Origin of the sequence: Salipaludibacillus daqingensis (genome assembly GCF_029891575.1) — a bacterium.
Lineage (GTDB): Bacteria > Bacillota > Bacilli > Bacillales > Salisediminibacteriaceae > Salipaludibacillus > Salipaludibacillus daqingensis.
In genome coordinates this window covers 59,135-78,263 of record NZ_JARZHF010000006.1, presented here as the reverse complement: position 1 = coordinate 78,263, position 19,129 = coordinate 59,135, and the positions used below count along the sequence as shown (strand labels likewise).

At 42.3% G+C, this 19,129-nt stretch carries 16 protein-coding genes and 1 pseudogene; 1 reads left to right on the top strand and 16 read right to left on the bottom strand.

Annotated elements, in window-relative coordinates; translation table 11 throughout:
- Nucleotides 1-34: 34 nt before the first annotated feature.
- The 13 genes and pseudogenes from murA to ndhC all read right to left on the bottom strand — a co-directional run bounded on the left by murA (nt 35) and on the right by ndhC (nt 13,058).
- Nucleotides 35-1,360 (bottom strand): UDP-N-acetylglucosamine 1-carboxyvinyltransferase, encoded by a 1,326-nt coding sequence (gene murA, locus QDN89_RS12775; RefSeq protein WP_280770534.1) that lies wholly within the window; start codon nt 1,358-1,360, stop codon nt 35-37.
- A 514-nt stretch (nt 1,361-1,874) separates the two neighbouring features.
- On the bottom strand, nt 1,875-2,108 hold the full coding sequence (locus tag QDN89_RS12770; RefSeq protein ID WP_280770533.1) for a DUF1146 family protein: 234 nt from the start codon (nt 2,106-2,108) through the stop codon (nt 1,875-1,877).
- 792 nt (nt 2,109-2,900) lie between these two features.
- Nucleotides 2,901-4,361, bottom strand: coding sequence for an NADH-quinone oxidoreductase subunit N (locus QDN89_RS12765; RefSeq protein WP_280770532.1), 1,461 nt, complete (start codon nt 4,359-4,361; stop codon nt 2,901-2,903).
- A gap of 5 nt (nt 4,362-4,366) precedes the next feature.
- The gene (locus tag QDN89_RS12760) at nt 4,367-5,899 is read right to left on the bottom strand and encodes a complex I subunit 4 family protein (protein WP_280770531.1); all 1,533 of its coding nucleotides are present in this window, start codon (nt 5,897-5,899) and stop codon (nt 4,367-4,369) included.
- On the bottom strand, nt 5,896-7,896 hold the full coding sequence (gene nuoL / locus QDN89_RS12755) for an NADH-quinone oxidoreductase subunit L (protein WP_280770530.1): 2,001 nt from the start codon (nt 7,894-7,896) through the stop codon (nt 5,896-5,898). Before nuoL ends, QDN89_RS12760 begins: the two co-directional genes overlap by 4 nt.
- 110 nt (nt 7,897-8,006) lie before the next feature.
- Nucleotides 8,007-8,315 carry an NADH-quinone oxidoreductase subunit NuoK gene (gene nuoK, locus QDN89_RS12750; RefSeq protein WP_280770529.1) on the bottom strand — a complete coding sequence of 103 codons (309 nt, stop codon included), beginning with the start codon at nt 8,313-8,315 and terminating at the stop codon, nt 8,007-8,009.
- A gap of 1 nt (nt 8,316) precedes the next feature.
- A complete protein-coding gene (locus QDN89_RS12745) occupies nt 8,317-8,817 on the bottom strand; it encodes an NADH-quinone oxidoreductase subunit J family protein (protein ID WP_280770528.1) in 501 nt (166 codons plus the stop codon).
- Nucleotides 8,818-9,215: 398 nt separating this feature from the next.
- Nucleotides 9,216-9,602, bottom strand: a pseudogene (locus QDN89_RS12740) (NuoI/complex I 23 kDa subunit family protein); the annotation flags it as partial.
- A 4-nt stretch (nt 9,603-9,606) separates the two neighbouring features.
- Entirely contained in the window at nt 9,607-10,554 is a 948-nt protein-coding gene (gene nuoH / locus QDN89_RS12735; protein WP_280770749.1) for an NADH-quinone oxidoreductase subunit NuoH, read from the bottom strand.
- An 11-nt stretch (nt 10,555-10,565) separates the two neighbouring features.
- Nucleotides 10,566-11,678 (bottom strand): NADH-quinone oxidoreductase subunit D, encoded by a 1,113-nt coding sequence (locus tag QDN89_RS12730; RefSeq protein WP_280770527.1) that lies wholly within the window; start codon nt 11,676-11,678, stop codon nt 10,566-10,568.
- 14 nt (nt 11,679-11,692) lie between these two features.
- Nucleotides 11,693-12,172: an NADH-quinone oxidoreductase subunit C gene (locus QDN89_RS12725; protein WP_280770526.1), complete on the bottom strand. Its 480-nt coding sequence runs from the start codon at nt 12,170-12,172 to the stop codon at nt 11,693-11,695.
- Nucleotides 12,169-12,696 (bottom strand): NuoB/complex I 20 kDa subunit family protein, encoded by a 528-nt coding sequence (locus tag QDN89_RS12720; protein ID WP_280770525.1) that lies wholly within the window; start codon nt 12,694-12,696, stop codon nt 12,169-12,171. Before QDN89_RS12720 ends, QDN89_RS12725 begins: the two co-directional genes overlap by 4 nt.
- Complete coding sequence (ndhC, locus tag QDN89_RS12715; RefSeq protein WP_280770524.1) at nt 12,687-13,058, bottom strand: NADH-quinone oxidoreductase subunit A; 372 nt, start codon at nt 13,056-13,058, stop codon at nt 12,687-12,689. The genes QDN89_RS12720 and ndhC overlap by 10 nt, the downstream gene beginning before the upstream one ends.
- A 1,187-nt stretch (nt 13,059-14,245) precedes the next feature.
- Here ndhC and QDN89_RS12710 point away from each other — a divergent pair.
- Entirely contained in the window at nt 14,246-15,124 is an 879-nt protein-coding gene (locus tag QDN89_RS12710) for an NERD domain-containing protein (RefSeq protein WP_280770523.1), read from the top strand.
- A 1,023-nt stretch (nt 15,125-16,147) separates the two neighbouring features.
- On the opposite strand, the gene QDN89_RS12705 is transcribed toward QDN89_RS12710, so the two are convergent.
- The 3 genes from QDN89_RS12705 to atpG all read right to left on the bottom strand — a co-directional run bounded on the left by QDN89_RS12705 (nt 16,148) and on the right by atpG (nt 19,120).
- Nucleotides 16,148-16,555: a F0F1 ATP synthase subunit epsilon gene (locus QDN89_RS12705; RefSeq protein ID WP_280770522.1), complete on the bottom strand. Its 408-nt coding sequence runs from the start codon at nt 16,553-16,555 to the stop codon at nt 16,148-16,150.
- Between the two features lie 133 nt (nt 16,556-16,688).
- Nucleotides 16,689-18,092, bottom strand: a complete 1,404-nt coding sequence (atpD, locus tag QDN89_RS12700) for a F0F1 ATP synthase subunit beta (RefSeq protein ID WP_280770521.1) — start codon at nt 18,090-18,092, stop codon at nt 16,689-16,691.
- 143 nt (nt 18,093-18,235) lie between these two features.
- Nucleotides 18,236-19,120, bottom strand: a complete 885-nt coding sequence (gene atpG, locus QDN89_RS12695) for an ATP synthase F1 subunit gamma (RefSeq protein ID WP_280770520.1) — start codon at nt 19,118-19,120, stop codon at nt 18,236-18,238.
- Nucleotides 19,121-19,129: the final 9 nt, after the last annotated feature.

Genomic DNA, 19,129 nt, shown 5'->3' with positions numbered 1-19,129 from the left:
ATAAATAAGATAGCAAGAAGAATGTATTAAGAAATTAGGAAGCAAAGTTTGGATCTAGTCTTAGTGGTGCTGGTGCTTCTAAGTTTTCTAATTCAGCTTCTTCATTAATGCGTTCAATATCTGCACCTAGTTGGTGAAGCTTTTCAGCAAAATCAACATAACCACGGTCAATGTGCTTCAATTCTGTTACGCGGGTGTAACCATCTGCTACGAGACCAGTTAATACGAGGGCTGCGCCTGCTCGAAGGTCAGTAGAAGCTACTTCCGCTCCTTGAAGATCCATTGGTCCATTGATGATCGCAGCGCGACCTTCAATTTTAATGTTTCCGTTCATACGGCGGAATTCTTCCACGTGCATGAAACGGTTCTCAAAGACAGTTTCTGTGATGACGCTGGCACCTTCTGCTCTTAGCATGAGGGCCATCATTTGCGCCTGCATATCTGTTGGGAAACCAGGATGTGGCATCGTTTTGATGTCGACAGCCTTTAGTTTATCTGGTCCAATGACGCGAACGCCGTTGTCTTCTTCAATGATTTCAACGCCCATTTCTTTCATTTTTGCAATTAAAGGACGTAAGTGTTCAGTTAAAACGTTATCGACAAATACATTACCTTTTGAAATTGCTGCGGCAACCATGTACGTTCCTGCTTCAATTCTGTCAGGGATGATTGTGTGCTCAGCACCTACAAGTTCATCTACCCCATCGATGCGGATTGTTCCAGTACCTGCTCCGCGAACTTTTGCGCCCATGGCGTTTAAATAGTTAGCAAGGCAAACAATTTCTGGCTCTTCTGCTGCGTTCTCGATGATCGTTGTTCCAAGAGCAGTAGTAGCGGCCATCATAATGTTCTCTGTTGCTCCAACACTTGGAAAGTCCATGTAAATTTTGTTTCCAACTAGACGGTCGTCCACTTTTGCTTCAATGTAACCATTTCCAATTTCAACCTTGGCACCCATGGCTTCAAAGCCTTTTAAATGCTGGTCGATTGGGCGTGATCCAATTGCGCAACCGCCTGGCAATGCAATACGTGCATGACCGACACGAGCCAATAATGGTCCCATGACGAGGAATGATGCGCGCATTTTTCGGACATACTCAAATGGTGCCTCAATATTTAACTCGTTTTCTGCATTAACTTCTATATGGTTTCTTCCATCATAAGTTACTTCTGCATTTAGGTTCCGTAAAACTTCGTTTATCGTGAATACGTCAGCTAAAGCTGGTACATCATAAATGTGACTCTTTCCTTTACTTGCTAGAATAGATGCAGCGATGACTGGCAAAACAGCGTTTTTAGCTCCTTCGACACGGACAGTGCCACTTAGTTGCCGGCCACCACGGACGATTATTTTTTCCAATATATTCCCCTCCGCGTCCTGATTGTATACTTTAATAATATTCAATCATATTCTTTCGTGTGCCATTTCATTGGCATTCTTTTGTTTTTGCATAAATAAATCCAGTTGTTGCGTCGTTTGTTCACACAATAATTGCTCGGTTCAAAATAACATATTGCTCATTTACCATTATTTTTGTCATTACGACGCTAATTAGTCTGTATGGTAGTACGATCATTACTGGGATTAAGTTTCATTCAATGTGGGTTCGTTGCTAGGAATAGTTCCATAAGCGTTGTCATATATCGTTGCAATATTGATGCTATTCAGTTCTAATTTTAGTAATCAAGTGTCTTATAGAAGTTACTGACATTTCTTCCGCCGAACATGTTTCCCATTTTTTTAATAAAACTGCCTCGTTCAATAATGCTCTTATTAAAATTGTTGCCTTGAATGGGCTAAGCATACATGGAAGTATCCGTTAATAAACGGAAAGCACAGCGACTGTCATCCACTCCTATCTTTAATCATTTCATTAAAAGAGGTAACGGATCGATGTAGACCAGTTTAAATAATTCAGTAAAAAGCTGGTTACCATATACGTTAGCGAAATGGTAAGAATAATCATCAAGCTCTTTGCCTTTACCCCGTCAGGATCTTTGACAAACAAGTCGATTTTAATCGACTGGATTGACCACCATACGACAACGAGAACCATCAGACTTATTAAAATGTTGAATAATGACTGTTGTCCCATTGATTCGATCATGATGTGATACCCTCCGAGATGTACTGACCTTTTGTGAGATCGATTCCAGTGTGTGTTGGAATGCCTCAAACGTGTGCACATGTTACTCATTGTTTATCCTTGAAAAATACAATGGATAACCTGGCACAAACCTAATCATAACGGATAAAGTCCAATAACGCTACTGATTATTTAACTTTTTCCAGCTTTTTTAAATAGGTCTTTTGTACGATTTTTAAATGAGAGCGCTATCACGACCTCTTCCTAATCGTTCCTAGTTAATCGTCAATTGTTGGAATTGTCTGATAATATCGGTACATATCGAATTTTCCATTTGAAATGATTTCACGCGTGTCTGTTTTTTTCTTTAAAGGTACCTCAGCTCCTTACGAGTACATTTCACAGTTTTGTTCATCGTCAAACCTTTTTTAGGGATTTTTTTTATTTTTATCTAAAAAAAGGGTTTTTATTAAACACTGACTAGACACACCTTTCACAAAGGTGATACACCACTCGTAAAAATCTGATTGACACGTTAACTTATGATGTCAAAGAAATATTTAATACTGATATTTTCCAACAAAACGATCACTCACAATTTGGCAAAATTCGACTTGATGTATCTTAAGGTATGTCGAAATCTGATGAAATGAGAAGAAAGGCTTTTTTTCTTCCGTTGTGCGCTGTCATTGGCTATTGTTTTCAACGAAAATCATTTAAAACGTAGGTAAAACAAAAAACCTCTTTCGACACCACTATGGGTAACGTTCGTCGAAAGAGGTCTTGTTTTGTCCGTTAATTTTTAAACGTTTTCTAGAATAATGCGAACCAGTTAAATGTGTTGAAGACGTCGAGTACGATGTTTGGCAAAATACCGAGGATTAGCGTTACGGCTAGGGCAACGGTAATCACAGCATTTAAGCTTGTTGGTACTTTCAGTTCTTCGTCGTTTGCTTTTGGCGCGGTCATAAACATTTGCTTGATAAAGCCAAAGTAATAGAAGAATGACACGACGCTCATGACGATCATGATGATCGCAAGCCAGAGCATATCAGCGGCTGCTGCTCCAAAGAAAATGTGTGCTTTCCCGATAAACCCAGCAGTCAGTGGAAGACCTGCAAGGGATACGAGGAAGACGGTCATGGAGATCGCTAAATATGGTGCGCGCTGGAATAACCCTGCGAAACTGCTTAAATCGTTTGTTCCTGCATCTTCTGTGACGAGGGAGATGACGGCGAATGCGCCTAATGTCATCATCAAGTATGCGATGCTATAGAACAAGATCATGTTGATGGAAAATGTTCCGATAAATGGCAAGGCTGCAACCGGAACGAGTAGATATCCTGCTTGTGCAATTCCTGAATATGCCATCAGTCGTTTTGTGTTTTTCTGTGTTAGTGCAATGATGTTTCCTAATACCATTGTTACGGCTGCTAATACCGCAATGATCATCACCCACTCTTCGTGAACTCCTAGGAATCCGAAGGTGAAGACACGTAAGACAATGGCGAATCCGGCGATTTTTGAGACAACCGATAGAAAGGCAGTGACGGGTGTTGGTGCTCCTTCATATACGTCTGGTGCCCACATATGGAATGGAACGATGGAAATTTTGAACCCGAATCCAACTAACATAAAGATTAAACTGATTGTCATAATCACGGTGTAATCTGCAAATAACGTCGGCATGACTTGCCCGATTTCTAGTAAACTGGTCGATCCTGTTAGGCCGTATAAGAACGACATTCCGTAAAGGATAAACGCTGAAGCCGCTCCTCCGAGTATGACATATTTCAGTGCTGCTTCCGTTGAGTGACGGTGATGTTTTTTAAACCCTACGAGGGCGTAAGAGGAAATACTTAAGATTTCCAAACCGATGAACAACGTGATCAAGTCTGCAGATGAGACCATGATCATTGCACCTAATGTGGCAAACAAGAGAATCGAATAATATTCGCCTTGATATATTTCTTCGTTCCGGTCTAGGTAGTGAAGGCTGATCATAATGACCATCGCTACACCAACTAATATGATGAGTTTAAACACCATCGCGAATGAGTCTATCAAGTATAGATCGGCAATTTGTCCGCCGGAGTTGTTCATGAAAAGAACAAGGACTGCGGTCACAAGCAAGGAAAGCACCGATAGTTTACCTATAAACGGTTTTTTTCCATGAATGCCGGTCATAAAGTCAATCGTAAATACTAATAAGGCTAAAGCGGCCAAAACCATTTCCGGAGTTAATAAAGACCAGTTGGCATCAAAAGCTGTCATTGTCTTTAACCCCCTATCTTCGACACGATGTCGATTACTGTAGTGTTTATTACGTCACTTAAGATGTGTGGGTATACGCCAATGACAATGCTTAACGCGAGCAAGCCAATCATTGGTACATATTCCATCGGACGGGCATCTGCTAAGCCAACGAATTTCTCTTTCATTGGTCCAAATGTTGTCCGTTGCACCGCCCACAATAAGTAGGCAGCCGTTAAGATAATTCCAAGTCCGGCGATGACACCAAATACGGTTGCCGCTGGAAGGATCTCTGCGGATGCGCCAAAGATTCCGATGAAGGCGAGCAATTCACTGACGAACCCAGATAGTCCCGGAAGTCCAACAGAAGCCATGGCTGCCGCTAACGTAAACCCGGCTAAGATTGGAACAGACTTGGATAAGCCGCCAAGCTCTGAGATCGTGCGTGTTTTTGTTCGTTCGTAAATAGCTCCTACCATGAAGAACAGCAGTGCGGAAATAAATCCGTGAGAGACGAGTTGGAAAATCGCCCCTTGCATGCCGGCTGTCGTGAAGGATGCAATTCCTAGTAGAACGATCCCCATGTGACTGATACTTGAGTAAGCCACCAAAGACTTTAAGTCTGTCTGAACGAGCGCTAGTAACGCCCCGTAAATAATGTTAATGACACCGAGTAGCGCAATTAAGGATGCGAATCGTGCTGCTTGGTCTGGTAAGATACCAACCCCAACTCGGATTAATCCGTAACCACCCATTTTTAGAAGGACACCGGCAAGAATCATACTTGCTGCTGTTGGTGCTTCTACGTGAGCGTTCGGTAACCATGTATGGAACGGGAAGACTGGTAGTTTGATCGCAAACGCTACAAACAATGCTAGGAATAGCGCACCTTTGACGGCACCTGTTAACACGTCTGGATTAGCTGGGTCTGCAAAAATTTCAGCCATTCGAATCATACTAAAGGTTGTTTCTTGCATGTTCATTGCTTCATACGCTTTGTAGAACATAGCGATGAAAGTCATGAACATAATCGCACTTCCCAGTCCTGTGTAAAGCAAGAACTTAAAGGATGCGTACTCTTTCATTTTTCCTCCCCATATACCAATTAAGAAGAACATTGGGATAAGCGTTAGCTCAAAGAATAGGAAGAATAGGAACATGTCTAGGGCAACGAAAACCCCGAGCATCCCTGTTAATAAAACGAGTGTCCAAAGATAAAACTCTTTGACGCGTTTTTCAATTGAAAAGGAAGCAAAGATTGCTAGTGTTGTGACAATCGTTGTTAACACAATGAGTGGTAACGACAAGCCATCCAATCCAATTTCATAGTTGATTTGTAAAAAGCCAATGTTGAACCATTCTGCTGTTGTTGCATATTGCAATCCAGTAGCGCCTCGTTCAAATCCTGCCCACAAGACGAGCGAGATGACCAATGCAATTCCTGATGTGATGGCAGCTAGTGAACGAATCACATTGACGTTTTCCTTAGGAATCGTCATGATGATAATCGCACCGATGAGTGGTAAAAATACGAGCCATGTCAAAATGTTTAGCATCATCCGAAATACCCCCTTAGAACGAAGGCAAGTGCGATGACAACAATTCCTCCGAGGATAGACACGAGACCATACGTCTGTAGTTGGCCATTATGCCGTCTTCCGGCAGTACGTCCAGTGCTACTCGTTGAACGACCGATCAAGTTGACAATGCCATCGACGATGCTTTTGTCCATTTCCCAGAAGAATCTTCCGATTGCGACGGTTGGTCGAACAAAAACAGCGGTATAAACTTCGTCTAAATAATATTTGTTTATGAGAAGTTTATGAACGCCAGGTGCTTTACTGGCAAAGTAGTCTTCTGAAATCGAACCTTTATAGTACATTGCCCATGCTAAGGCGATACCTGCCCCGGCAACGGCTAAGGAAACAAAAGCGAGCCATAGTTCACCGTGTGGCTGTGATCCTACATTGATTCCTTCTGTTAAGAATCCTTCTAATGGATATCCCAGGAATGGTAAATTGACGAAACCAGCAACGACTGCCATGGATGCCAACACAATCAGTGGGAATGTCATGAAACCTGAGTTCTCTTTTGGCGAATCATGATGATCATGATCTTCTGCCGGTGAGACGTGAGTTTCTTCGTCCATCGAGTCATCCCGCGGGTTATCCGCTTCTGCTACATCTGCTGCTCCATAGGCGTCAACGCCTGGATCATTAGCATGCGCATCGTCGTGGTCTCCACCGCGATACTCTCCTGTGAACGTTTTGAAAAACAAGCGGAACATATAAAATGCTGTCATAAATGCTGTCACAAGAGCGATGGTAAATAAGAATCCATCTCCATTTAACAAAGCGGAAGCGAGAATTTCTTCCTTACTCCAGAACCCTGCTAATGGGAATACCCCTGAGATCGCTAAGGCACCAATCAAAAATGTGATCGATGTAATCTTCATTTTTCCCCAAAGTCCACCCATGTCTCGAATATCTTGACGGTGGTGAACCGCATAAATCACACTTCCTGCTCCGAGGAAAAGGAGCGCTTTAAAGAAGGCATGCGTCATTAAGTGGAACAAACCTGCGACATAGCCGGCTGTTCCTAATGCTAAAATCATAAACCCTAGCTGACTGATGGTGGAGTAAGCCAATACCCTTTTGATATCGGTCATGACTAACGCCATCGTTGCAGCAAAAAAGGCAGTAATTGCACCTGTATATGCGACAACAGTCATCGCTGTAGACGAAGCTAAGAATAAAGGATACATTACGCCTACTAAGTATACCCCTGCGGCAACCATTGTTGCGGCGTGGATTAAAGCACTTACCGGTGTCGGACCTTCCATTGCATCCGGCAACCAGACGTGAAGCGGGAATTGTGCGGATTTACCGACAGCACCCATGAAAATAAGGAGTGCGATTGTCGTAATCAACGTTTCGTTGATCATTCCGCCTTCCACTGCTGCGTAAATGTCTGCGTAATCGAAACTTCCGGTTTGATTGAAGAGAATCACTAAACCAATCAATAACCCAACGTCCCCGATTCGAGTCGTTAAAAACGCTTTTTTGGCAGCTGCGGCAGCTTCTGGTTTAAAGTACCAGAAACCAACGAGTAAGTAAGACATGAGCCCTACAAGTTCCCAGAAAATAAAGAGTTGTAATACGTTCGGAGCTAGAATAAGTCCTAGCATCGAGAATGAAAATAGTCCAAGATAAGCAAAGAATATATGAATTCGCTTATCGTCATGCATGTATTCACGGGAGAAAATGTGAACGACCAAGCTGACGAGAGTAACGACAATGAGCATCATCGCGTTCAATGGTGTTACTTCATATCCCATGCTGATCGTAAGTTCTCCAAAGGTTATCCAGTCAATTACGTATGTGTACGTTTCTCCGCCAATTCGTTCAAACAAAACCATTACGGAAAGGATGAACGACAGGGCCAAAGCTGTTATCCCGACATATGAAGATTTTTCTTTAAGAAATCTTCCGATGAATAACAGAATAAGGAAGGCGATAAGCGGAAAAACCGGGATTAACCAGGCATTTTGTATCATACCATCACCTTTTCTTCGATTAGTCTCTTACTATAAAGGGTGTTAAAAAGTCGAGAACAGGTTGTTCTGCTTTTCAAGCACGTCTGATTTTCTGTTCTATGAATTACCATTTACCACCGTAACAGGTCATGTTTAATGACATCGATGGAGTTTCGGTTGCGATACAAGGCGATTAAAATGGCTAGCCCTACTGCTGCTTCTGCTGCTGCAACAGTTATGATAAATAGGCTGAACACTTGCCCTGAAATATTCGCAAACGGTCCGATCGCTGAAAAGGCGACAAGGTTAATATTCACTGAGTTGAGCATAATTTCAATACTAGCTAGAACAATAACTAAGTGGCGTCTCGTTAACACCCCGTATAATCCGATACAAAATAAAATGGCTGCGAGGGCCAAAAATAGCGTAATAGGCACCATATTATTCGTCAGCCTCCTTTCGTGCGATGACAACTGCTCCGATAAGGGCAGATGTTAAAAGGAAAGCCGATCCAAGAAATGCGATGAAATAGTGTCCATATAGCTCAAGACCGATCGCTTCCACGCTACCAACGTACGGCTGTGGTGTAGTTGGCAGATCCATTGAAAAGATGCCGTAAAGCATGATTCCAAGTAGTGTGGCAACCCCTAGAAAACTGACTACTTGTTGTATTTTTCGGGGATCAGGACCGAACCCAATGTTTCTGTGCTCGGTCATCATCATACCGAAAACGAACAAGATTGTGATGGCTCCCACGTAAACCATGATTTGAATAATCCCGATAAATTCTGCACCTAATAGAAAGTACAACCCAGCTATGGCAAAAAAGCTGAAAGCCATCGATACCACTCGGTGTGAGATGGTTCTTAAGGCCATAACTAGAACAGAAGACACAATGGCGATTAGTGCAAGGATAATAAAGAAAGTCATTTGCGCGGTCACTTATCGTCACCTCTTCCCTTAGTGGCATCGTCGGTTTTTTCAGGATTTTCTTTTGACTGCTTTTCTGTTTCTTCCGACTTCCCTGTCTTATCTGACGGCTTTTCTTCTACATCTTCTTTTTTCGCTTCAGCAATTGGCTTTTCTGTATCTGCTGTTTTTGCAGTGTCAGCTTTTGGCTCAGCTGTGTCTGCCGTTTTAGCTGTGTCTGGCTTTGCCGATTCCGATTTAGGCTTTTCTGCGTCCGCTGTCTTGTCTTCCGCTTTCGCTCCAGCCGTCACGGCTTCTTTTTCTTTCTTTTCTGCGGCAGCTTTCTTTTTCTTTTCCGCTGCTTCTTTTTCTTTCGCCGCTTTTTTCGCTTCTTCTTCTGGATCTGGCTCTGTGTAGTTTCCATACACATGGTTATCCGTTAACCAGTGAATATCTTTGAAGTGAGCAGAACGGTTGAATTCACTTAAGTTGTCGTAACGAGCGGTCATGACAATCGCTTCTGTTGGACAAACTTCTGTACAGAAGTCACAAAGGATACACCCTTGGAAATCAATATTATACGTATCAATTATTTTTTTCTTCGGGTTTTCTTCGCTCTTTTTACCTGTCAACGTGATAACGTCCGTTGGACATGCCTGCACACATAAATTACATACAATACATTTTTCCGGAAAAAACCGGTGTATACCGCGGAATCTTTCAGGCATAACCACTTTTTCCTCAGGATATTGGATGGTAATATTCTTTTTTCTAAAATAGTTTAAGGTTACGCCAAACCCCTTTAATAATCGAAACATTTTATCACCCCATCCACACTTTGATAATCGCCGTAATCACAATGTTGAGTAATGCTATCGGGATGAGCACTTTCCAGCCGAAGTTCATAAGCTGGTCAACACGAGCTCTTGGCAATGTCGCTGTTAGCCAGAACCAAATGAACATAACTCCAACAACTTTAAGCATGAACCAAACGATCCCTGGTAAGAACGCAGGTCCTAACCATCCGCCCAAAAATAATATTGTTGCAAGTCCTGCAATGGCAATCGCGTACGTGTACTCTGCCAACATAAACATAGCGAAGCGGAACCCTGAGTATTCGGTAAAGAAACCACCGACTAATTCTGATTCAGCTTCTGGTAAGTCAAATGGTGAACGGTTTAATTCGGCAATCGAGGAAATCATGTAAACAACAAATCCAAGGAATTGCGGAACGATAAACCAAACGCCCATGCTTGCTTGATAGTTAACGATATCTGTTAAGTTCAATGATCCTACCATGATGATAATCCCAATAATCGATAAGACGAGTGGTAGCTCGTAACTAACCATTTGAGCAACCCCACGAATGGAACCTAGTAACGAGTATTTGTTATTGGAACTCCAACCACCCATTAACACACCTAGCATTGTAATCGAAGACACCCCTAAGAAATAAAGGACGCCGATGTTAAGATCTGCTCCACCTATTGAACTACTGTAGACGAGCACAGCCATGACTGAAAAGGCTGGCGCAAACGCCAATACAGGTGCAAGGACAAAGATTGGTTTGTCTGCTTTTGCAGGTATCACGTCTTCTTTTAACAATAGTTTTAATACGTCCGCGATCGTTTGAAAAAGTCCCCATGGACCGTGGCGGTTCGGACCGTTTCTTAGTTGAATCGCACCGATGACTTTACGTTCTGCAAGGATAGCGAACGTTACACCGCCTAATAACACACCCATCACGGTTACGGCATATATAAACATCATCAAATAATCCACTATGCATCGACCTCCCCGAGAACGACGTCTAGGCTTCCAAAGATCGCAACGAGATTTTGAATAGATTCTCCGACGAGTAGATCTTGAAGAATCGATACGTTTACGAAAGATGGACGACGAAGTTTAATTCGGTAAGGCTTATTTTTTCCATTACTGATAGCGTAAACGCCAATTTCACCTTTAGAAGCTTCCGCTCTTCGATAAACTTCCCCAGCCGGCGGTTTGATCATCATTAATCGTTTCCCTTTTTTCGTAATGATGTCGCCTTCTGGAATTTGCTCACAAGCTTGCTCGATAATCTTTAATGATTCGAACATTTCAGCAATGCGAACTTTGTATCTTGCAAAAACATCCCCTTCTTCACGAGTAGGGATATCGAAATCAAATCGGTCATAAATCGAATATGGTTCTGTTTTACGAACGTCGATCGCAACGCCACTTCCTCGTGCAATTGGACCGGATAAGCCCCAATTGATCACTTTCTCTTTTGACAATATTCCGACTCCAATGGTTCGGGCTTGAAATATTTCATTTCCAGTAACGAGTACATCGAACTCTTGAATGTTCGTGTGCAACTCTTTTACTGTTTCTTGTACTTTTTCGATCCATCCCTCAGGTGCATCCCATTTCACTCCACCAATACGATGGTAGTTAAACGTCATTCTCGCTCCGCTTATTTCGTTGAGACGATCGAGGATCGTTTCGCGGTCACGGAATGCATATAAGAATGGACTCATTGCGCCAATATCTAATAAATATGTTCCCCACCATACAAGGTGACTGGCGATTCGGTTTAATTCCATCGTAATCACACGTAAATATTCTGCACGTTCTGGAACTTCCCACTCAAGTAGTTCTTCAATAGCTGAACAATACACATAGTTATTGGTCATAGCGTTCAAATAATCGAGACGGTCTGTATACGGGATAAACTGTGAATATAAAAATCTCTCTGCTAATTTTTCCGATCCACGGTGCAAATATCCCATAACTGGAATCGCTTCTTTGATTGTCTCCCCATCAACTTTTAGCTGCAAACGGAATACTCCGTGTGTACTTGGGTGCTGAGGACCCATATTGAGCGTCATCGTTTCTGTTTTTAACTCCGACATTTACTTTGCACCCCCTAATCCAAGCCCAGAGCTTTTTTATCTGTAATATAATCTTTTCTGAGCGGATATCCTTCCCAGTCGTCTTCGAGCAAAATACGTTTCAAACGCCAGTGACCTGGGAAGTCTATCCCTAGAAGGTCAAATGTTTCGCGTTCCATGTAGTCTGCTGATTTCCAGATAGGTTCTGCTGACATTACAGTTGGTTCTTCTCTGGATGTGTTCACTTTCACATATAAATACTGATCTAACGTTGTTGAGTAAAAATTGTAAATGACCTCCATATGTTCTTCGTAATCTACGCCAGTGACGCAAGTTAGAAAATCAAACTGGAGTTGTTCATCATCGTGAAGAAGTTTTGCAGTAGCTAAATCCCACTTTTCAGTACCGAGAATGACCATCGGCTTCCCGAAGTTTAATTTGGATTCTACTATTGATTCTTCTCCGTGGAGTGTGTTAAATTTTTCAACAATCAGGTCGAGAAGCTCTTGGCTCATCCTTTTGGCACCCTCTCTCCTTTTGCTTCTAAGCGAATCTTTTCACGTAGTTTGTCTACGCCGTCTAATAAAGCCGGTGGAGTTGGTGGGCAACCGGACACATAGACATCGACCGGAACAATTTTATCGACACCGTTCAGGACGCTGTATGCTTCCTTGTATGGTCCTCCACACGTCGCACAGGAACCCATCGCAATCACCCATTTAGGCTCAGGCATTTGATCGTACAACGTTCTTAGTACAGGAGCCATCTTACCTGTTACTGTCCCTGCAACGATCATGACATCGGAATGACGAGGCGATGCTCGGAAAATAACTCCAAACCTATCAAAGTCGTACCTCGATCCACCTGTTGTCATCATTTCAATCGCACAACACGCTAAGCCGAAACTCAATGGCCAGAATGAGCGTGTGCGTGACCAGGCTTTTAACTGATCGACTTTTGTAAAAAAGACGTTCTTCTTTACATCCTCAAGGATTCTCGGATCATACTGTTCTGTTTCACTAAACCCTTTTAGTTCCATTCTAGCACCTTCTTTTTCCAAGAATAAACGAGACCTAAAGCTAGGATAAAGATGAATACGAGACCCATGTTTAATCCAACCCAACCTAACTGATCAAGCGTTACAGCCCAAGGAATTAAGAAAACGGTTTCAATATCAAAGATTATGAATTCTAACGCTACTATATAGTAGGCTACATGATATCGAACCTGAGCGTCTCCTTCAGGCTGAATTCCGCTTTCGTATGTCGTGATTTTATCAGCATACGGGTTCTTCGGTCTTACGAATCGTCCAAATGTTATCGACACGATTGGTAAGGCAACCCCTAGTAACATAAAAATCAAGACAAGTATATAATTGTCATAATAAACACTTAACCCCATACGTTCACTCCCCTCCGTAAAGTATTTTCATTTTTACACCAACTCACACTAGAATTATAACAAAGCAATGAAAATGATGTCTATATGATTCGGAATTCTCAGATAAATACTGTATATATAGTGTTAATATCGTTTAAGCGTTTGTTTATGTGAGATTTGGGAATATGGATGTCCTGTAAAATGTTGGTGTATAAGGATTTAGACTGTCTTGATAGGTGTTGGTAGGTGTTGTTTGAGCTGTTGTTTTGGCAATAATAATTATTATATGATAATTATTATTTCTAAACTTATTTAATGGGTGTTTTGATCTTTCTCATTTGCTGTTTATAGTAGGTGGGATTTATTACCATTTATTTCGTTGCTACAGATTTGAATGTATTTTTACATTTTTCATTATAAAACCTGTATTTGTTAGTGGGTACGTTTATTATAACTGATTTGTGAAAGTATATTCAAGTACTATAACAGTAGTATATCTATTAATATAACAGTTCCTTTTGATATATTTTAGTCTGTTTAGTTTTGAAAATGTGTCCGTTTCATGAATCTTATTTGAGCTGAAAATTTATTTTTTTGCGTGTTCATTCTCAATGGTGAATTTTGGTGTGCGGAGACAGTGGCGGGGGGACTTGTGACCGTCTTTCATTAAAATCGGCTCATGTCGGGCACAAGCAGGCTGCTCTTGTGACCGTCTTTCATCAAAATTAGCTCATGTCGGGCACAAGCAGGCTGCTCTTGTGACCGTCTTTCATCAAAATTAGCTCATGTCGGTCTCAAGCAGGCTGCTCTTGTGACCGTCTTTCATCAAAATCAACTCATGTCGGTCTCAAGACGTCCTCTTTTGTGACCGTCTTTCATCAAAATTAGCTCGCAACGGTCTCAAGACGTCCTCTTTTGTGACCGTCTTTGCCCATTTAACTTTATCTATCAAATTCATTCCTGTTTTTATTATTTCTATCAATTATCAAATTTTACTTGTTAAATATTTCTACTTATCATAATATATAAGGGAACGTACGATCTAAATCTGTATATTTAATGATTTCATTTATTGAAGAGAAACTCCCTCACATACCTATCCGTCTGTCATAAACTATCAGATTTAAAAACGTTCAATAATTTAGAACAGGATGATGCTTATGATTATGAAACCACGAAAACTACCGAAGGAATTATTACTCCTCCGGATGTTAAAACCTCGTATGCTTTTTTCAGAAGAGCATACACTCCAGTACGAAAATATGGAGAAAGGATACGAAGGGGAAGTCATATTTGACTCCTGGCTTAAGAACATAACTTTCGATTCAATCATTTTAAATGACCTGCTTTTAAAGGTAAATCAGAGTGAATTTCAAATAGATTCACTGCTAATTTATTCAAAAGGAATCATCATTTTTGAAGTTAAGAACTATAGAGGTGATTTTTATATTGATCAAAATGGAAAATGGTTTACAATCTCAAATAAAGATATTCAAAATCCAATTCTTCAAGTCCAGAGAGCTGAAACACTTTTTAAACAATTACTTCGGCAATATCGTTCCCCTCATTTTCAATTAAAACCCTTCGTGATTTTTACAAATCAAGAATTTACGTTGTTTCAAACACCGTTAAATCTCCCTTTGATATTACCTAACCAGATAAATCACTTTATGTACAAACTTAACAATACTTCCACTTCTAATTTAACTCAGCAGTATTACGATTTAGCAAACAAATTACTAGCTTCTCACATAGAAAAATCACCATATTCACGGTTGCCAAAATATGAATTTGATCACCTTGATAAAGGTGTTGTATGTCCCCAGTGCCAATCTTTTATGTCTGCACAACAGCATAAGTTCACCTGTGACTCATGTGGTTTTATTGAACCAAAAAGTATTGGAATTATTAGGAGCATTAATGAGTTTCAACTTCTTTTCCCTGATAAAAAAATAAAATCTAAAGACATTTATGATTGGATTGGCCATGTTGCTGGAAGGAAAACGATCAGGCAACTTTTAATTAAAAATTGTAATAGAGTTGGTTATGGTGCTGGAACATTTTTTGTCTATGAAGGTACACTATGAATTATATTTATTGAGAAAGGAAATTCAAAAGGGATTCGTCCTTCATTATTTTAAAACCAAAATTAAATACCTATTTTTGGTAAAGAACTAACTACGACTTAACATGCATAATGCATCTTTCTTGTGACCGTCTTTTACCAAAATCAACTCGCATCGGTCATAAGACGCTCTCTCTTGTGACCGTCTTTTACCAAAAATAGCTCGCAACTGTCACAAAACGCTCCCTCTTGTGACCGTCTTTCATCAAAATCAACTCGCATCGGGCACAAGCAGACTCCTCTTGTGACCGTCTTTCATCAAAATCTTCTCGCTACAGGCACAAGGCGCTCTCTCTTGTGACCGTCTTTCATCAAAATCCGCTCGCTACAGGCACAAGGCGCTCCCTCTTGTGACCGTCTTTCATTAAAATCGGCTCGCAACGGGCACAAGCAGACTCCTCTTGTGACCGTCTTTCACCAAAATCAACTCGCAACGGGCACAAGACGCTCTCTCTTGTGACCGTCTTTCATTAAAATCGGCTCACTACAGGCACAAGGCGCTCTCTCTTGTGACCGTCTTTCATTAAAATCGGCTCGCAACGGGCACAAGCAGACTCCTCTTGTGACCGTCTTTCATTAAAATCGGCTCGCAACGGGCACAAGCAGACTCCTCTTGTGACCGTCTTTCATTAAAATCAACTCGCATCGGTCACAAGCAGACTCCTCTTGTGACCGTCTTTCACCAAAATCAACTCGCATCGGGCACAAGACGCTCTCTCTTGTGACCGTCTTTTACCAAAAATAGCTCGCTACGGACACAAGCGCCCTCCTCTTGTGACCGTCTTTCATCAAAATTAGCTCGTAACCGTCACAAGAGAGTCGTCCAGACAAACTAAAAGCAAATGCGTGCCTAAGTTAGCCTCTCACAGCCTTTAACGATATTATTTCCCGTACATATGAGGTAATGATTGATTTGCCTTTAGATGAAACACAAAAACGCCGTCCAGCCTCGTATGAGGGTGAACGGCGCTCGGATAGAACTGAATTACATTTTGTTCTCTGAGACTTCTAGACGGTTGACGGCTCGTTTGAGGGCCATTTCCGCGCGTTTGAAGTCGATGTTGTCTCTTTTTGCTTCCTCTAGGCGGCGCTCTGCTCGTTCTTTGGCAGCACGGGCACGAGTGATATCGATATTTGATGGCCGTTCGGCTGATTCAGCGAGAATGTTCACTTCGTCGGACCGAACTTCCATGAAGCCGCCGCTAACAGCGATGAGCTCCACTTTCGAATCTTTCTTAATGCGGATGGCACCAACGGTAAGGGGCGTCACTAAAGGTAAGTGACCAGGGAGAATCCCTAATTCACCTTCGTAAGCTTTCACGCTCACCATCTCTGTTTCTCCACTATATACACTGCCATCAGGAGTGACGACATTGGTTTGCATCGTCTTCACGGTTCACCCTCCTTATGAAAGGGACGATTCATCAAAGCATCATCGCCGGGATAAGAAATCCGCGGCAGTGACCTTTGCGAATATCGCTTCCTATTGCCTGTTGCATTCATTCTTCCATCTTAGTAAATAAATGTTACTTCGCTTTTTCTAGGACGTCTTCGATACGGCCCACGAGACGGAAGGCATCTTCTGGTACGTCGTCGTATTTACCGTCAAGGATTTCACGGAATCCTTTGATGGTTTCTTGGACGGGTACGTACGATCCTTTTTGTCCTGTAAACTGCTCGGCCACGTGGAAGTTCTGAGATAGGAAGAACTGGATGCGACGGGCACGGCTAACCGTTAGCTTGTCTTCATCAGATAGTTCGTCCATCCCTAGAATAGCGATGATGTCTTGTAGTTCTTTGTATTTTTGAAGCGTTACTTGGACTTCTCGTGCTACGGCGTAGTGCTCTTCTCCAACGATTTCTGGAGAGAGGGCGCGTGACGTAGATGCGAGTGGATCCACGGCTGGGTAGATACCCATTTCCGAAAGTTTACGCTCAAGGTTTGTTGTTGCGTCCAAGTGGGCGAATGTTGTTGCTGGTGCTGGGTCTGTGTAGTCATCGGCAGGGACGTAGATCGCCTGGATCGATGTAACAGAACCTTTTTTCGTTGATGTGATTCGCTCTTGCAGCTGACCCATCTCGGTAGATAGTGTCGGCTGGTAACCAACGGCAGAAGGCATACGTCCTAGGAGGGCGGATACTTCCATACCTGCTTGTGTGAATCGGAAAATGTTGTCGATGAAAAGTAGCACGTCTGCGCCTTTTTCATCACGGAAATGTTCTGCCATTGTGAGTCCAGTTAAGGCAACACGCATACGTGCGCCTGGTGGCTCGTTCATTTGACCGAAAACCATGGCTGTTTTGTTGATAACGCCAGAGTCTTTCATTTCGTAGTATAAGTCATTTCCTTCACGAGTACGTTCACCAACACCTGCGAATACGGAAATACCACCGTGCTCTTGGGCGATGTTGTTGATGAGCTCTTGAATTAATACGGTTTTACCTACACCGGCACCACCGAAGAGACCGATTTTACCACCTTTTACGTAAGGGGCTAGTAGGTCAACTACTTTGATTCCTGTTTCTAGGATTTCCGTTTGTGTTGATAATTCTTCGTAAACCGGTGCTTCACGGTGAATCGGGTCGCGCTGAACTCCTGGGTTGATTGCTTCGTCTAAGTCAATGTTTTCCCCTAGTACGTTAAATACTCGTCCGAGCGTATCGTCACCGACAGGAACAGAAATTGCTTCTCCTTGATCAATCGCTTCCATGCCACGAACGAGACCGTCTGTGGATGCCATTGCGATTGTACGAACGGTGTCATCACCTAGGTGAAGAGCAACCTCAAGTGTAAGAGCAACGTCGACTTCTCCGGAAGATTGGGCTTTATGGTCAACCTTGATAGCGTTATAAATCTCAGGCAGTTGGCCACGTTCGAATTGAACATCGACAACGGGACCAGTTACTTGAGTGACGCGTCCTATATTCATCTTCTTTCCTCCTTTTCAGAAAGGTGAGTGCTTTCGTTTTGCTTGGAAAACGACGGATCGATTACTTTGCAAAGCGAAGGACACCTTTCGAAAAAATACCAGTATTATTGATTAAATGCGACTATGTCGCTCGTTTAATAAGGTTAGTTCTGGGCAGATGCTCCGCCGACAATTTCGTTGATTTCTTGGGTAATCGCCGCTTGACGAGCTCGGTTATACTTCAGAGTTAATTCGCCGATCATGTTGTCTGCATTATCTGTAGCAGAACGCATGGCGGACATTCTTGCTCCGAATTCACTGGCTTTTCCATCAAGCAATGCGCCGAAGATCAAACTTTCCGCATAGTGTGGAAGGAGTTGTTCTAGAATCGTTCCTGCGTCTGGCTCATAAATATAATCCATGACACGAGCAGGTGTTTGTGATTCTTCTCCTTCACCTTCAGCAATATCAGTAAGTGGGAGTAGCTTGGACTCGGTCACTTGCTGGCTGATGGCACTAACGAAATGGTTGAAGTGAATGTAAACTTCGTCAAACAATTCATCTTCAAACATTTGTACGGTTGTCGAAGCGATGCTCTTAATGTCCGTATAGTCTGGCTGATCGGGTAAACCAATGATTTCTTGAAAAATTGGCATATTTCTCTTTTTGAAAAAATCACGTCCGACGCGTCCCATGACGATAAGACCGTACTCATCAGTTGATTTATGACGTTTATTGATCGTGCGCATCGTTTCGCGAAGGAGTCCACTGTTATAAGCTCCACACAACCCGCGGTCTGATGTGATCACTATGTAACCGGTCTTCTTCACTTTCTCACGGTCGGTTAGCATCGGATGGGATACATCATCTGAACCTGCTGCGATACTCGATACGACTTCCCGAATTTTATCAGTGTAAGGTTGGAATGCTTCAGCTTTGCCTTGGGCGCGGTTAAGCTTGGCAGCTGAAACCATTTCCATTGCCTTTGTGATTTGTTTCGTTTTTTTCGTCGATCCAATTCTTGTCTTTATATCTTTTAAAGAGGCCATCGTTCTTCA

Coding starts and splice junctions, on each gene's coding strand:
- QDN89_RS12760 (WP_280770531.1), bottom strand. CDS start 5,899: ATGATGCTAAACATTTTGACATGGCTCGTATTTTTACCACTCATCGGT.
- QDN89_RS12730 (WP_280770527.1), bottom strand. CDS start 11,678: ATGTCGGAGTTAAAAACAGAAACGATGACGCTCAATATGGGTCCTCAG.
- QDN89_RS12770 (WP_280770533.1), bottom strand. CDS start 2,108: ATGATCGAATCAATGGGACAACAGTCATTATTCAACATTTTAATAAGT.
- nuoK (WP_280770529.1), bottom strand. CDS start 8,315: ATGGTGCCTATTACGCTATTTTTGGCCCTCGCAGCCATTTTATTTTGT.
- nuoH (WP_280770749.1), bottom strand. CDS start 10,554: ATGATGTTTATATATGCCGTAACCGTGATGGGTGTGTTATTAGGCGGT.
- QDN89_RS12765 (WP_280770532.1), bottom strand. CDS start 4,361: ATGACAGCTTTTGATGCCAACTGGTCTTTATTAACTCCGGAAATGGTT.
- QDN89_RS12725 (WP_280770526.1), bottom strand. CDS start 12,172: ATGAGCCAAGAGCTTCTCGACCTGATTGTTGAAAAATTTAACACACTC.
- atpD (WP_280770521.1), bottom strand. CDS start 18,092: ATGAATATAGGACGCGTCACTCAAGTAACTGGTCCCGTTGTCGATGTT.
- atpG (WP_280770520.1), bottom strand. CDS start 19,120: ATGGCCTCTTTAAAAGATATAAAGACAAGAATTGGATCGACGAAAAAA.
- QDN89_RS12720 (WP_280770525.1), bottom strand. CDS start 12,696: ATGGAACTAAAAGGGTTTAGTGAAACAGAACAGTATGATCCGAGAATC.
- nuoL (WP_280770530.1), bottom strand. CDS start 7,896: ATGATACAAAATGCCTGGTTAATCCCGGTTTTTCCGCTTATCGCCTTC.
- ndhC (WP_280770524.1), bottom strand. CDS start 13,058: ATGGGGTTAAGTGTTTATTATGACAATTATATACTTGTCTTGATTTTT.
- QDN89_RS12710 (WP_280770523.1), top strand. CDS start 14,246: ATGTTAAAACCTCGTATGCTTTTTTCAGAAGAGCATACACTCCAGTAC.